Annotated in this window: 12 protein-coding genes; 7 read left to right on the top strand and 5 right to left on the bottom strand. The window is 68.5% G+C overall.

The window, feature by feature from the left end:
* The first annotated feature begins 1 nt into the window (after position 1).
* Positions 2-934: a type I pantothenate kinase gene (gene coaA / locus AB0H49_RS12315; protein WP_355001953.1), complete on the top strand. Its 933-nt coding sequence runs from the start codon at positions 2-4 to the stop codon at positions 932-934.
* A gap of 181 nt (positions 935-1,115) precedes the next feature.
* Here coaA and AB0H49_RS12310 read toward each other — a convergent pair whose 3' ends face one another.
* Both AB0H49_RS12310 and AB0H49_RS12305 read right to left on the bottom strand, forming a co-directional pair.
* On the bottom strand, positions 1,116-1,718 hold the full coding sequence (locus AB0H49_RS12310; protein WP_357250976.1) for a hypothetical protein: 603 nt from the start codon (positions 1,716-1,718) through the stop codon (positions 1,116-1,118).
* A gap of 38 nt (positions 1,719-1,756) precedes the next feature.
* Positions 1,757-2,575, bottom strand: coding sequence for an isoprenyl transferase (locus AB0H49_RS12305; RefSeq protein ID WP_141808890.1), 819 nt, complete (start codon positions 2,573-2,575; stop codon positions 1,757-1,759).
* Positions 2,576-2,693: 118 nt separating this feature from the next.
* Here AB0H49_RS12305 and AB0H49_RS12300 point away from each other — a divergent pair, with 118 nt between their 5' ends.
* Both AB0H49_RS12300 and AB0H49_RS12295 read left to right on the top strand, forming a co-directional pair.
* On the top strand, positions 2,694-3,368 hold the full coding sequence (locus AB0H49_RS12300) for a hemolysin III family protein (protein WP_357250973.1): 675 nt from the start codon (positions 2,694-2,696) through the stop codon (positions 3,366-3,368).
* 167 nt (positions 3,369-3,535) lie between these two features.
* Positions 3,536-5,470, top strand: a complete 1,935-nt coding sequence (locus tag AB0H49_RS12295) for an adenylate/guanylate cyclase domain-containing protein (RefSeq protein ID WP_357250453.1) — start codon at positions 3,536-3,538, stop codon at positions 5,468-5,470.
* A gap of 57 nt (positions 5,471-5,527) precedes the next feature.
* On the opposite strand, the gene AB0H49_RS12290 is transcribed toward AB0H49_RS12295, so the two are convergent.
* On the bottom strand, positions 5,528-7,582 hold the full coding sequence (locus AB0H49_RS12290) for a thioredoxin domain-containing protein (RefSeq protein ID WP_355001959.1): 2,055 nt from the start codon (positions 7,580-7,582) through the stop codon (positions 5,528-5,530).
* A gap of 187 nt (positions 7,583-7,769) precedes the next feature.
* Here AB0H49_RS12290 and AB0H49_RS12285 point away from each other — a divergent pair, with 187 nt between their 5' ends.
* Both AB0H49_RS12285 and AB0H49_RS12280 read left to right on the top strand, forming a co-directional pair.
* Positions 7,770-8,069, top strand: coding sequence for a hypothetical protein (locus AB0H49_RS12285; RefSeq protein WP_357250450.1), 300 nt, complete (start codon positions 7,770-7,772; stop codon positions 8,067-8,069).
* Positions 8,069-8,470 (top strand): type II toxin-antitoxin system VapC family toxin, encoded by a 402-nt coding sequence (locus AB0H49_RS12280; protein WP_355001961.1) that lies wholly within the window; start codon positions 8,069-8,071, stop codon positions 8,468-8,470. The genes AB0H49_RS12285 and AB0H49_RS12280 overlap by 1 nt, the downstream gene beginning before the upstream one ends.
* Positions 8,471-8,544: 74 nt before the next feature.
* Here AB0H49_RS12280 and AB0H49_RS12275 read toward each other — a convergent pair whose 3' ends face one another.
* Complete coding sequence (locus AB0H49_RS12275; RefSeq protein ID WP_357250446.1) at positions 8,545-9,051, bottom strand: hypothetical protein; 507 nt, start codon at positions 9,049-9,051, stop codon at positions 8,545-8,547.
* Between the two features lie 310 nt (positions 9,052-9,361).
* Here AB0H49_RS12275 and AB0H49_RS12270 point away from each other — a divergent pair, with 310 nt between their 5' ends.
* Together AB0H49_RS12270 and AB0H49_RS12265 are read left to right on the top strand one after the other, a co-directional pair.
* Positions 9,362-10,303 (top strand): ATP-binding cassette domain-containing protein, encoded by a 942-nt coding sequence (locus AB0H49_RS12270; protein WP_357250443.1) that lies wholly within the window; start codon positions 9,362-9,364, stop codon positions 10,301-10,303.
* Positions 10,300-11,049 carry an ABC transporter permease gene (locus tag AB0H49_RS12265; protein ID WP_355001964.1) on the top strand — a complete coding sequence of 250 codons (750 nt, stop codon included), beginning with the start codon at positions 10,300-10,302 and terminating at the stop codon, positions 11,047-11,049. Before AB0H49_RS12270 ends, AB0H49_RS12265 begins: the two co-directional genes overlap by 4 nt.
* On the opposite strand, the gene AB0H49_RS12260 is transcribed toward AB0H49_RS12265, so the two are convergent.
* Positions 11,033-14,323: a BTAD domain-containing putative transcriptional regulator gene (locus AB0H49_RS12260; RefSeq protein WP_357250438.1), complete on the bottom strand. Its 3,291-nt coding sequence runs from the start codon at positions 14,321-14,323 to the stop codon at positions 11,033-11,035. The two genes, AB0H49_RS12265 and AB0H49_RS12260, sit on opposite strands and share 17 nt — an antisense overlap.
* Positions 14,324-14,342 lie beyond the last annotated feature (19 nt).

Raw genomic sequence — 14,342 nt, 5'->3', positions numbered from 1 at the left:
AGTGGCACGAATGAGCGAGCCGAGCCCCTATGTGGAATTCGACCGTAAGCAGTGGCGAACGCTGCGCAAATCGACTCCACTGGTGCTCACCGAGGAAGAACTGATCGGGCTGCGTGGTCTCGGCGAACAGATCGACCTCGAGGAAGTCGCGGAGGTCTATCTGCCGCTCGCTCGTCTCATCCACCTGCAGGTGGCCGCGCGTCAGCGCTTGTTCGCCGCCACCGCGACCTTCCTCGGGGAGAAGCATCCGGACCAGCAGGTGCCGTTCGTGATCGGTGTCGCGGGCAGCGTCGCGGTCGGAAAATCGACCACCGCGCGTGTGCTGCAGGCGTTGCTGGCCCGCTGGGATCACCATCCGCGTGTGGATTTGGTCACAACCGACGGGTTCCTGTATCCCACCGCCGAACTCACCCGGCGCGGCATCATGCACCGCAAGGGTTTTCCGGAGAGCTACGACCGGCGCAAACTGCTGCGCTTCGTCACCGAGGTGAAATCCGGCGCGACCGAGGTGTGCGCGCCGGTGTATTCGCACAATTCCTACGACATCGTGCCGGGCAAATTGCACTGTGTGCGCCAGCCCGACATCCTCATCGTCGAGGGACTGAATGTGCTGCAAACCGGTCCGCGCCTTATGGTTTCGGATCTGTTCGATTTCTCCATCTACGTCGACGCCCGCATCGAGGACATCGAAAACTGGTACGTGCAAAGGTTTCTCACCTTGCGCGAGACCGCCTTCGCCGACCCAGCCGCCCACTTCCACCACTACTCGGGCTTCACCGACGAGCAGGCGACCGCCACGGCAAAGGAGATCTGGAACTCCACCAACCGCCCAAACCTCGTCGAGAACATCCTCCCCACCCGCCCCCGCGCCACCCTCGTCCTCCGCAAGGACGCCGACCACAGCATCAACCGCCTCCGGCTGCGGAAGTTGTAATCGCTTACCGCGCAACGTCTTCGACGACGCTCAGAAGCAGCATGGATAGCGGGACGGGTCGTCCCCCTCCTCGGCCCCGCGCAAGCTCGCCGCACCGGAGCGTTGCAGCCGGGCCGCCGTCTCCCTGAGCGCGCGATCCACGAGTCGCACGGCGGCGCCGCAGGCGGTTTGCGAACTCCGACTACAACCGCCAGGCTTGGTCCAAGCGCGTCGCGACGTCGATGTCGAGTACCGAGGCGATGTGCGGTTTGCGGATTTCGGTGGCTATGTAGCGGGCGACGAAACGGCGGATCTCGTGGTCTACGCCGACGAGGACGCGCAGGAGTTGGGCGCGCTTGGTGCCGGCCGCCACGTTGACGCGGACGTCGCGCTGACGGGGTTCGGCGATCTCGATGAGGACCCGGAGTGGTTCGGCGGTGCGGGCGGTGAGGTGCAGGTGGACCGTGCCGTCCACCTCGAAGCGGTGCCGGTCGATGCCGAGATCGACGAGCATGCCGACACGCAATGGCAGGACCAGTTCGAAATCGATGACCTCGCCGACGCGCCGGTGCACGCGCGGAATACCAAGGCGCACATGGGCGACGACCTTGGCCAGCCTGGCAGGCCCGACCCTGATCGGGCCGACGTCGAAGGCCGCTCCGGTCAATTCGCCGAACGCGGCGGCGACGCGCTCTTCGGACACGGCGTACTCGAGGAAACGGCGGCCGAACTCCTCGTAGCTGAGGCGCCTGACCGGTCCGTCACCGCGCGCGGCGGGAGCGGGCGCCTGCGGGGTCTGCGTCAGAACTTGCACAGACCGGACGGTACTGGAGTGTGGCCGTTTCAGACCCCGAAACGGCGATGTCGGGCCGCGTAATCGCGCAAGGCGCGGAGGAAATCCACCCTGCGGAACTCCGGCCAGTAGACCTCGGTGAACCATATTTCCGAGTATGCGCTCTGCCAGAGCAGGAAGCCCGAAAGTCGCTGCTCGCCCGAAGTGCGGATGACCAGGTCCGGATCCGGCTGACCCGAGGTGTAGAGGTGCTGGCCGATGGCGTTGACGGTGATCGACTGCACCAGATCCTCGCCGGTCTCCCCCGCGGCCATCTCCTGGCGCACCAGCGAGCGCACCGCGTCAGTGATCTCCTGGCGTCCGCCGTACCCGACCGCCACGTTGACGTGCACGCCTTGGCGCCCCTCGGTGCGCTCCGCCGCGGTGCGCAACCGCTTGGCGATCAGCTCGGGAAACCCGTCCAGCGAACCGACGATGCGCACGCTCCAATCCCGTTCGGGCGCGGAGAGCTCCTCGACGACGTCGGTGATCACTTCGAACAGCGTCTCCAGCTCGTCGGGATCGCGCTGCAGATTCTCGGTCGAGAGCAGGTAGACGGTGACCATCTCGATGCCCTCGTCCGAACACCAGCCGACCAGCTCGGCGATCTTCAGCGCGCCGACGCGATGGCCGTGGCTCACATCGGTGAACCCGTTCTCCCTGGCCCAGCGGCGATTGCCGTCGCACATGACCGCGACGTGGCGTGGGTGTTGTTTACCGGCCAGCTGCTTGGACAGCCGGGCCTCGTAGATGCGGTATGGCAGACCACGCACCCGACTCCGAAGCTCCACGGCGTCCAACAGTACGCCTTGGCGGCGCGATTCCGGCATCGGCCGCGTTTCCCCGGTACAGTGGCATCCGGCGCTAACCTACGGTGGCGTAGGTTACTCATCGGTTAACTAGGAGGTCACTCTCGTGTCCGAATCTGTCGGTGCGGCCGACGCGGAGTTGGTCGGCACCTCCCCGGCCGAGGCGCTCGCCGCGCTGGTCAAGCCCAGAATGCGCGGCTGGATCCACACCTGGGCGGTCGGCATCGCCGCGCTGGCGGTGATGGCGTTGGTCGCCGAGGCGGCCACCGTCTCCGCGACGGCGGGCTGGTCGACCCTGGTCTACGGGCTCACCGTGTGCGGGCTGTTCGGCATCAGCGCGGTCTACCATCGCATCACCTGGCAGACCCCGCGCACCCGAATCCGGATGAAGCGCGCCGACCATTCGATGATCTTCCTGTTCATCGCGGGCAGCTACACCCCGTTCGCGCTGCTCGGCCTGCCGGGAAGCACCGGGCAGACGCTGCTCGCGGTGGTCTGGGCGGGCGCGCTCGCCGGTGTCGCGCTCAAGCTGCTGTGGCCGACCGCGCCGCGATGGGTCGGCGTGCCGCTGTATCTGTTGCTCGGCTGGGCGATCGTGCCGGTGGCCGGACAGTTGAACAATCAGATCGGCATCGCGCCGCTGATCCTGCTGGTGATCGGTGGTCTGATCTACAGCGGCGGCGCCATTCTCTATGCCACCAAGTGGCCCAACCCGTGGCCGGAGGTGTTCGGGCACCACGAGTTCTTCCATGCCGCGACGGTGCTCGCGGCGTTGAGTCACTACATCGCGATCTGGTTGGTGGTGCTGCGCTGAGCTTTCGAAAGGGCTCGGCGACCGCCGTGTGGAGCGGCTGACAGACGAGATATCCGTTGCCGCCTCTCGGCGCCATCGGGCCGGATAAGCTGCTCTTTCGTGTCACTTGTCGCCGCCCGTCCCCGGCCGCACCGGCGGTCACCGTCTCCGGCGGGTGGTCGCGCGTCGTGATCGCCAAGCTCGTCGTGCGGGCGCTCGAGGCCCGCTGGGGCCTGTCGGCCGTGGTCATCACCGCGAATCTCAGCGGTCTGGCGGTCATCGGCACCGGCCTGTGGTTGAGCGGGTTCTTCGGCAGGCTCGGCGAGGACTGGATGCGCACCATGGGCCTCGTCGCGATCTACCCGGCCGTCGGACTTCTCGCGGGCGTCGGCTTGGCCATGCGTGACCGCGGCAGGTACTTCGGCTGGCTGGATCAGATGCGCAAGCCGACGGCGGAGGAAGCACGCAGACTGCTGCGGCTGCCGATCGCGATCACAATCCGGGCACTGGCACTGTGGATACCGGGCGTGATCATCGTGTCCGCCACGTTCACCCACCTGACCGAAATCGACACTCCCGGAGTGACTGCGGCGCTGTTCACGCTCGGCGCGTTGCAGTCGGCGGCGGTGACCTTCTTGATCGTGGACCGGCTGATCCGACCGACCATTCCGGTGGTGTCGGCGGTGCTGGGCGGCACCATGCACTGGAGCTCGTCGGTGCTGGTTCGGGTGATCGTCACCTGGGGCGTCGCGGGCGCCATGCCGCTCGCCATGCTGATCGTGGTGCTCGCCGACCCCGCCGCGGCCGCGTCGGACCGCATCCGCACCGCCATCTACCTGTCCGCGGTGGGCATCGGCGTCGGCGCGCTGGCGACCGCCATCCTGGCCCGCGCGGTGGCCAGCCCGATGCGGACGCTGCGGCTGGCGCTGGATCTGATCAGCAGGGGCGAGACGAACGTCCGGGTGCCGGTCGGCAGCAGCAGCGAGATCGGGCGGCTCGAACACTCGGTCAACGAGCTGGCCGCGAATCTGCGCGAACGCGAACGGATGCGCGACGTGTTCGGCAGGCATGTCGGCGCGCAGGTGGCCGAGCGGGCGCTCACCGGCGGCATGGACCTGACCGGTGACGTGCGCGTCGTCTCCGCCTTGTTCGTCGACGTGACCGGCTCGGTCGCGCTGTCCACCGGCCTGCCGCCGCAGGAGTTCGTCGCCAAGCTGAACCGCCTGCTCTCGATCGTGGTCGCGGCGACCGAGGACAACGACGGGCTGGTCAACAAATTCGAGGGCGACGCGGCCCTGTGCATCTTCGGCGCGCCGATCGCGCTGCGCGACAACGCGACTCCGGCACTGCGCGCGGCCCGCAGGATCCGCGACGAGGTGACCGCGAACGGCGAGCTGGACATCGGCATCGGTGTAGCGCGCGGGCAGGTGTTCGCCGGGGACGTCGGCACCGACACCCGCCTGGAGTTCACCGTCATCGGCGACGCCGTCAACGAAGCCGCCCGCCTGACGGCCGAAGCCAAGGACGCGCCCCGCCGAATCCTGGTGAGCGGCGCGGTGATCGAGGCCGCGGCCCCGCACGAGCGCGAGCAGTGGACGCTCTACGACAACATCCTGTTGCGCGGCATGCGGGAACCGACGGCCTGTTGGACCGACACCGAACAGGCTGCGACGCAAGGCGACCCGGAGCCCGCGATGGACGGCGCCGACCACCGCCCGCCACCGGCCGACGGCCCTGACACCGCGGCCGAAACCACCGCCGACCGCCCGCTGCTCGCGAGCGCCCCGGCTTCGACCGCGGAAACCTCCGACAACGGCCCGCTGCCCGCCAACAACCCGGGCTCGATCGCCGACACCACCGACAACCGCCCGCTGCCCGCCAACAACCCGGGCTCGATCGCCGACACCACCGACAACCGCCCGCTGCCCGCCAACGCCCCGGCTTCGACCGCGGAAACCTCCGACAACGGCCCGCTGCCCGTGAACAACCTGGACTCGATCGCCGACACCACCGACCGCCCTGTGTCAGCCGATACCTCGACCCCGGCTGCCGACACCACCGACGACCAGCCACCGGTCAGCGCGATCACCGAAATACGAAGCGCTGCATCGGAAGCGGATTAGCACCCGGACCGAGGGGCTCGATGCCTGTGCGAGCACTACCGCGGCGCGGACGCGACTTCAGCTGCCGCCCAACGACTCCCGCAGATCCTTCTCCGTCGTCACCGGCAGATCGCACACCGACCCGCGGCACACGTACGCCGCGGCGGCACCCGACACCAGCGGACGGTCGACGAGCAGCGGCGCGGAATCCGGCGCTCCCGCGAGGATCACCGATCCACCCGGCGCGAGCTCCCGCGCCACGGCGAGCAATTCCGTTGCGGTGTCGGCATTCTCGGCCGAAGAGGCGACCGCGATCTGTAGCGGGCCGCGCACGGCCGCCTCCGCGACCGTGAGCCACTGACCCGCCGAGCGCGGGGCGCGGGCGAGCACGACCGCGCCGCGCAGCAACGTCGCTTCGGCGAGTTCCCGATAGCGCACCGCGCGCTCGACGTCGCTGACCGCCGCGGCGGTGAGCAGCGCCTCGGCCAGCGAGGACGCGCCCGCGGGAGTCGCGCCGTCGATCGGGTCGCGCGGACGGGCGACCAGGGTTTCGGCGTCGTCGGCGGTGTCGAACCAGCTACCGGACGCTTCGGGATCGGCGAAGCGTTCGACGGCGGTGTCCAGCAGCCGCTGCGCCTGCTCCAGCCGTTCCGGGTCGCCGGTCGCCTGATACAGCGCGAGCAGGCCGGTGACCAGCCACGCGTAGTCCTCCAGTACGCCCGCCGAAGCGCCGACCGCACCGCCCAGCGACGCGCGGCGCACCCGTCCGTCGATCACGTGCTCGGCGAGCAGGAACCGCGCGCAGCGATCCGCCGCGGCCACCCAATCGGGCCGCCCCAGCGCCGAACCCGCCTCGGTGAGCGCCGTGATCGCCATGCCGTTCCACGCGGTGACCACCTTGTCGTCGCGGGCGGGCTGCGGGCGCTTGTCGCGCTCGTCGCGCAGCGCCTCCCTCGCCCGATCGAACCGCTCCTGTTCGGCCGCGTCCCGCGGATCGCGGTAGCGGGTGAGCACCGAGGTGCCCTGCTCGAAGTTCCCCGCCGTCGTCACGCCGAAAAAGTCTGCGGCCCAAGCCCCCTCGATAGGACCGAGCGCGCCGATCAGTTCGGCGGGCGTCCACACGTAGGTCGCGCCCTCGACGCCGGGGCCGCCCGGCTCCAGATGGGTGTCGGCGTCCAGCGCGGAGGCGAACCCGCCGTGCTGAGTGCCGAGATCATCGAGGATGAAGTGCGCGGTCTCGCAGGTGACGCGCAGCGCGAGCGAATCCTGCGCGTGCGGTGTGCGGCGTGCCAGATGCGCGTAGGCGCGCAGCAATTGCGCGTTGTCGTACAGCATCTTCTCGAAATGCGGTATCAGCCAACGATTGTCGACCGAGTAGCGGGCGAAGCCGCCGCGCAGCTGGTCGTAGATGCCGCCGCGCGCCATCGCGTCGGCCGCGCGGTGCACGACGTCGCGCACAGTCGCGTCGCCGGTGCGCTCCCAACTGCGCAGCAGCCCCTCCATGAGGGCGGACGGCGGGAACTTCGGCGCCCTGCCGAAGCCGCCGTGCTCAGCGTCCTCGTCGCGCAGCACCGCGGCCACCGCGTGATCGAGCAGTTCGGGTGAAACGTTCAGGTCGGCGTCGGGCAGCCCGGCGGCCTGCGCGCGCAGGGCCTCGACGACCTGCGCCGATGCCTTGTCGACCTCCTCGCGCCGATTGCGCCAGGTGTCGCTGACGGCGGTGAGCAGCTGGCCGAACGAGGGCATCCCGCCGCGCGGATGCTTCGGGAAGTAGGTGCCGCAGTAGAACGGCTCGCCATCCGGGGTCAGGAAGCTGGTCATCGGCCAGCCGCCCTGTCCCGTCATGGCGACGGTGGCGTTCATGTAGATCGCGTCGAGATCCGGGCGTTCCTCGCGGTCCACCTTCACGCAGACGAAGTGGTCGTTCATCAGCGCCGCGGTCGCCTCGTCCTCGAACGACTCGTGCGCCATCACGTGGCACCAGTGACAGGAGGCGTAACCGATGGAGAGCAGGATCGGCACATCGCGCCTGCGAGCCTCCGCGAGCGCCTCGGCATCCCACTCCCACCAGTGCACCGGGTTGTCCGCGTGTTGGCGCAGATACGGTGAGGTCGCTTTCCCGAGCCGGTTCATATCTTCCACGGTCTCACAATTCCAGCCACTCGCGCCGCTCCTCCGGCACGGCCCCGCTCCTGCTCTCCCGCCGAAGATCCGGTGCTCGACTGACGACCCGAAACGGCTCCTTCGACAGCGTGTCGCGGGTCTATCCGGAACGATCAACCCCCGCGCTTGTGACACATTTTTGTGGCACACTCATGGCATGACCGCCATTCCGATCCGTGAACTGTCACATCACACCGCACGGACATTGGCGCTGGTCAAGGCAGGCGAGACAGTCGATATCACCGAGCGTGGCACTGTCATCGGCCGAATCGTTCCGGTGGATCCGACCCGCGATGTGCGGGCTCGTCTGACGGCCGAAGGCCGGATGCGGCCCGCGTCGAGGGGCCGCGCCGACTTGCTCGCCGACCTTCGCCGTCGGATCGATCGAGCACCCGTGGACAATGCGGGCCGCGCCAGTGCGACGTTGCAGGAACTGCGCGACGACGAGCGGTATTGATGCTGTATCTCGACACCAGCGCGCTGGTCAAACTGGTCCACCCGGAAGCCGAGACCGCCGCACTCGTGCGCTGGCTCCAAGAACACTCGGACCTCCCCTGGGTCGCGTCGGCGCTCGTAGAAGTCGAACTGGTCCGTGCCGTGCGGGCCGCCGAACCCGCAGATCTCGTGCACGTTCCCACAGTGCTGGCGCGAGTCGACATGGTGGAGATCGATGGAATCGTCCGGGCGAACGCTGCCGCGGTATCACCGGCAACCGTGCGCAGTCTGGACGCGATCCACCTGGCCACGGCCCTCGAGTTGGCCGCAGACCTGACCGCGCTCGTCGCCTACGACAAACGTCTCGGTGAGGCGGCGGAAGCCGCTGGATTGGTCTGGGCCGCACCACACCGAGAATCCTGAAACGCCCTGTCGAGCCCTGAATCATCTTGTGGCGCACTCGACTCGCGAAGGCGAGGGTCACCCTCGTCGGCCGGTCACTCCTCTGCGGGAAGCGTGATCTCGGCACGCATTCGCTCGTTCGGTGTCCCGATTTCCCAGAACCGAGCGATGCCGGTCGCGTTGCGGTATGCGCCGGTACCACCGGTAATCGCCAGATCGAGCGGGCTCGTACCCTGGACCCACACCGCCTGCATGGTCAGCGATCCCCGTTCGAGCTGAGCGGTCAGCACGCATTGCATGGTGATCTCGGCACCCTCGATATGGACGTTCTGGCATGCTCCACCACCGTGCCCGATCTGGCGACCATCTTGGTGGATACCGCCCGAGTAGACAGTCAGATCACCGAGACTCGCGCCGGGCTTGTCGAGGTCCGCGCCCGCGAGCTGATCGGTCAGAGCGGCTGCCTCGATGATCTCGATCCGCTTCTGCGGCGCGGCCGTCTCGGCGGTGTCCGCGCCGCAGGCGGTCAGCCCACCTCCGACCAGCAGGGCGCCGGCCATTGCGCTGACCATCCTGCTGATGGCGGACCTCTCGTACGACATGATCTTCTCCTCACTGGCAGGGACTCCCGACCTGCCTCGTTGGTGGGGCGGCGTGACGTCCCGGTTGCGTGCGATTCGGCAGTCACCGGAACACCGGGTTTCGACCGCCTCACCAGAACGACGACACGAAGCGGCGAAATGTCAGGCCCGCGTACGCCCATGAGCTGACCTGGACGCGGAACCGTTCGACATGAGCCCCGTCGATGCTCGCGACACCACCGCAGCCCGGGCGAAACGAATAATCGTCGTGTCAGTGGTCGTGACAGCGGCGTGACAGGTGGGTGTCAGGTCGGGCGCCGATGGTTGTCGCATGACGAATTCAGCGATTGCGGTCTCCGGACTGCGAAAGGCTTACGGGGACAAGGTCGTGCTCGACGGCATCGATCTGGATGTCCGTGCGGGCACGATCTTTTCCCTGCTCGGCCCGAACGGGGCGGGTAAGACGACGACGGTCAACGTGCTGAGCACGCTGATCGCGGCGGACGGCGGGTCGATACGGGTCGCGGGCCACGACATCGCGACCGAGGCGAAGGCCGTGCGCGCGGCGATCGGGGTCACCGGTCAGTTCGCGGCGGTGGACGAGCTGCTGACGGGGCGGGAGAACCTGCAACTGATGGTGGACCTCACCGGAACCCCGGCCAAAGAGGGCAAGCGGATCGTCACCGAGCTGCTGGAACGCTTCGAGCTGAGCGAGGCGGCGCAGAAGCCCGCGTCGACCTACTCCGGCGGTATGCGCCGAAAGCTCGACCTGGCGATGACGCTCGTCGGCAGCCCGCGGATCATCTTCCTGGACGAGCCGACGACGGGATTGGACCCGCGCAGCCGCCGCACCATGTGGTCGATCATCCGTGACCTGGTGGCCGACGGCGTGACCATCTTCCTCACCACGCAGTACCTCGAGGAGGCGGACCAGCTCGCCGACCGCATCGCGGTGCTCGACAACGGCCGCTTGGTCGCCGAGGGCACTCCCGACGAACTCAAGCGCCAGATCCCGGGAACCCACGTCCGGCTCCGGTTCACCGAGGTCGCCCAGCTCGACGCGGCCGCGCGTCTCTTCCCCGACTCCACGCGCGACGACGAGGCGCTGACCCTGCGGGTTCCCAGCGATGGCGGGACGAGGTCGCTCCGCGCCCTGCTGGACCGGCTCGACGAGTACTCGCTCAGCGCCGAGGAGTTCTCCGTGCACACCCCCGACCTCGACGACGTCTTCCTCACCCTGACCGGCCACACCACGGAGGTTTTCGCGAAATGAGCACCCAGTCCCACTCGATGGTCATGTTGCGCCGCAACTTCAAACACATCGCCCGAAACCCGACTTCGGTGTTCAACGCGGTCCTGATGCCGATCATCATCATGTTGATGTTCGTGTACATGTTCGGCGACGCGTTCGACGTCGGCGTCGACTACATCGACTACGCGACGCCGGGACTGATCCTGCTGGCCGTCTGCTACGGGCTGGGAGCCACCGCGACCGCGGTGAACTCCGACATGACGACGGGCATCATCAACCGGTTCAAGGTCATGGACGTCTCCCGTGGCGCGGTGCTGACCGGCCACGTCGTCGCCACCGTGTTGACCAACCTGGTCGCCATCGCCGCCCTCCTCGGCGTGGCGTTCCTGCTGGGATTCGATCCGTCGGCGAATGTCCTCGATTGGCTCGGCGTCGTCGGCATGGTCGTGCTGCTCGGTTTCGCGGCGGGCTGGCTCACGATCGCCCTGGGTTTGGCGGCGAAGTCTCCGGAGACGGCGGGTATGGCGTCCGTGCCGCTGGTCATGCTGCCGTTCTTCAGCAGCGCGATCGTGCCCGCGGAGAAGATGGGCCCGGGTCTGCGGCAGTTCGCGGAGTATCAGCCGTTCACGCCGATCATCGAAACCATGCGCGGGCTGCTCGTCGGCGCGCCGGACACCGGCGACGCGCTCACCGCGGTCGCCTGGTGCGTCGGTATCGCTGTCGTCGGATACCTGTGGGCGCGTTCCACATTCACGAAGCGAGCGTGACCGCGACCAGCTCGCTCCAGCTCGTCTCCGTACCCTCCCGCACCGCCTCGGCGAACCCCTTGTCGCCGAGGCGGTTTCGCGCTGCCTGCTCGATCCGGGCCACGTCCGGGTGGGAACGATCCGGCAGGCCGCGCAGGTCGGCGCTCGCCGCGAGCAGCCGTGCGGCTTGTTCGTATTGTTCGGAACGCAGCGCCAGATCCGCGATCCCGACGAGCACCTGGGCGATCAGGAGTGGGTACCCCACCTCGGATGCCGCGTGGAAAGCCGCGACGCGATGCGCACGGGTCTCGTCGAAATCCTCGGCAAGGTAACCGAGCAGATCGTGTTTCAGCGCGCGGATATTCGCCCGCTCGGCGTCATCGCCCAGTATCGCGGTCGCGACGTCGAGTTGCCGGTGTAGCTGTTCGGCGTCGCCGCTCCAGCGTGCGAGCTCTGCCTTCGACAGCGCCAGCTCGGCGAGCACGATCGGCCAGGAGACGCGTTCCGCGAACCGCTGTGCCTCCGCCATCGCCGCCGCGCTCGACTCCACATCGCCGGACAGCCAGTACAACTGGGCTTGCCGCGACCGCATCGGCACGACGTCCTCGACGGCGCCGATCTCGGCGACGATCGCGATCGCCTGTTCGTAGTGCTCGCACGCGGCGGCGAACTCGCCGCGCACGGCGATTCGATTCGCCAGCTCGGTCTGGGCGAACGAAATCCCCCACCGTTCGCCGAGCGCGCGAAACTCGTCGAGCGCGTCCTCGAGACATGTGTCAGCCTCCCGGCCGCCCTGCCCCAGCTGGATGCGCGTCTTGCCGAGTTGCAGCCTGCCGAGGGCGCGCACCCAAGGGTCCTCGTCGTCCAGCAGCGCTTCCCACGCGGGCAAGAAAGCGTCCGGCCCGTGCAACAGGCGTTCCAGCGGGGTGAGCACCCTCAGCACCGGGTGATGGGTCCGAATCTTCCTGCTCAGTTCGTAGCCTTTGCGTATCCACTCCTCCGCCTGATACTGGTCGCTCTGCGGCCCGGAGGTGACGAACTGCACGACGAACGCGTACACCATGGCCCTTGTCTCGTCCGCCACCTCGCCGGGCATCGCCGCCGCCGCCATGATCAGTTCGTTGGCCTCGGCCTTGTGCCCGGCGAGCCACCAGTACCAGCCCGCGGCGGCGGCGAGCCGCATTGCCCCGTCCGCGTCACCGGCGGCCAGCGCGCCGCGCATCGCGGCGGCAATGTTGTCGTGCTCGGCCTCGAGCGTGGCCAGCCATGTCAGTTGCTCGGCGCGGCGCAGATGGGGATCCGCGATCTCGGCGAGTTCGGTGCAATACGCGAGATGCGCACGCCGTGCCCGATCCGACTCCCCCGCCTCGGCGAGACGTTGCTCGGCGTACTCCTTGATCGTGCCGAGCATCCGGTAGCGCGGCGCCCGGTCGTCCACGGTGAGCACCAGCGATTTCTCGGTCAGCGCGGTCAGCAATTCGAGCACGTCACCCGTGTCGACCGCATCGCCAGCGCAAACCCGCTCGGCTGCTTCCAAACTCGCGCCGCCCGAGAACACGGCGAGCCTGCGCAGCACCGCTCGCTCGGCGTCGCTGAGCAGCTCCCAGCTCCAGTCGACCACCGCGCGCAGCGTCTTGTGCCGCGGCAGCGCGGTGCGGCTTCCGCCGGTCAGCAGGCGGAACCGGTCGTCGAGCCGATGCGCGAGCTGATCGAGGGACATGGTGCGCAACCTGGCCGCGGCGAGTTCGATGGCCAGCGGCATCCCGTCCAGCGCCCGGCAGACGCGCGCCGCGGTCGACAAGGTGCCCGCGTCGGTCGCGAGGTCCTTGTTCACCGCACCCGCTCGGTCCACCAGCAGCCGGATGGCCGGGGCGGACTCGATCTCGCCGGGGTCGGCGTCCTCCGCGGGCAGGGCCAATGGCACGACCGGCCATAGCGCTTCACCGGTGATGCCGAGCGGTTCCCTGCTCGTCGCCAGAATCCGGAGCTGCCTGCACTCCCCGAGCACTCGGTGGGCGAACGCCGCCGCGGACTCGATCACGTGCTCGCAGTTGTCCAGAATCAGCAACATCGACCGCTCACGGATCGCCGCGACGACCCGGTCGGTCGGCTCGGCGTCCGGCGCCTCGCCGAGCAGCGCATCGCGCATTTTGAGCGCGGCGAGGGTCGCTTGCGCGACGTTGTTGCCGCCGCCCGTGTCACCATCGGCGCCGATGGCCGCGAGCTCGACGAGCCAGACACCGTCCGGCAGATCACCGAGCAACGTGCGCGCGGTTTCGGTGGCCAGCCTGGTCTTTCCCGAGCCGCCGGGTCCGATCAGCGTGGTGAGCCGATGTTCGGCGTTGAGTTCGCGGACCGCGGCGACATCGGCGTTCTTGCCGACGAAACTGGTCAGCTCGGCGCGCAAGTTGGTCTTGCGGTTGTCCTCCCGCCGTCCCAACTCGCCACGCAGCAGTGCGACGTGCAATGCGGACAGCTCCGGTGCGGGGTCGACACCGAGCTCGTCGGCCAGGGTCTCTCTGGTGCGCTCGAACACGAGCAGCGCCTCGGTGTCACGACCGCTCGCGACGAGGGCGCGCATCAACGCGGCGACGAGCCGTTCGCGCACCGGATGCGCGGCCACCAAGTCGGTCAGCTCAGTGACCAGCTCCGCGCCGTGGCCGAGGCCGATCTCCGCATCGAACCGATCCTCCATGGCGGTCAGCCGCAGCCCCTCGAGACGAGTGACCGCCGCGTCGAACGCCGCGCTCTCCCGCAAACCGATGTCCTGCATGGCCGCGCCGCGCCACAGTGCGAGGGCCTCGCGCAGCCGCCGGACTGAATCCTCGTCGTTGCGGGCCTTGGCGAGGAGGCGTTCGAACCGCACCGCGTCGACGGCATCGGGTTCCACCCGTAGCCGGTAGCCGTCCGGCTGGCCCTCGATCGCCCCGTCCGGCAGCGCCTTCCGCAGCCGGGAAACCAAGCGTTGCAGGGCATTCGCCGCGTCAGCGGGTGGGTTCTCACCCCAGATCCAGTCGACGAGCGTGGCTTTCGGGACCGCGTGACCCGGTTCGAGCGCGAGCGCGATCAACAGCCCGCGCAACCGCGCGCCCGGCACGTCGGCGAGAACACCGTCGTCCGTGCGCACCTCGAATGGTCCAAGAATCCCGATCTGCACCCGGCTGATCTTGCCATGGTCCATCGACGGACGTCCGGCCGCCGATCTGGCGCGGAAGGCCGGTACGCCGTCGAATTTCGCCTCGTCACCGCACGATTCACGCGTCGCTCGGACAGCGGTCTGGGGCCTGTCGACCACGTCTCCGGTGTCAGAGCCG

It is taken from the genome of Nocardia sp. NPDC050713 (assembly GCF_040654315.1).
Lineage (GTDB): Bacteria > Actinomycetota > Actinomycetes > Mycobacteriales > Mycobacteriaceae > Nocardia.
This window is presented reverse-complemented; position numbering and strand designations above follow the sequence as displayed.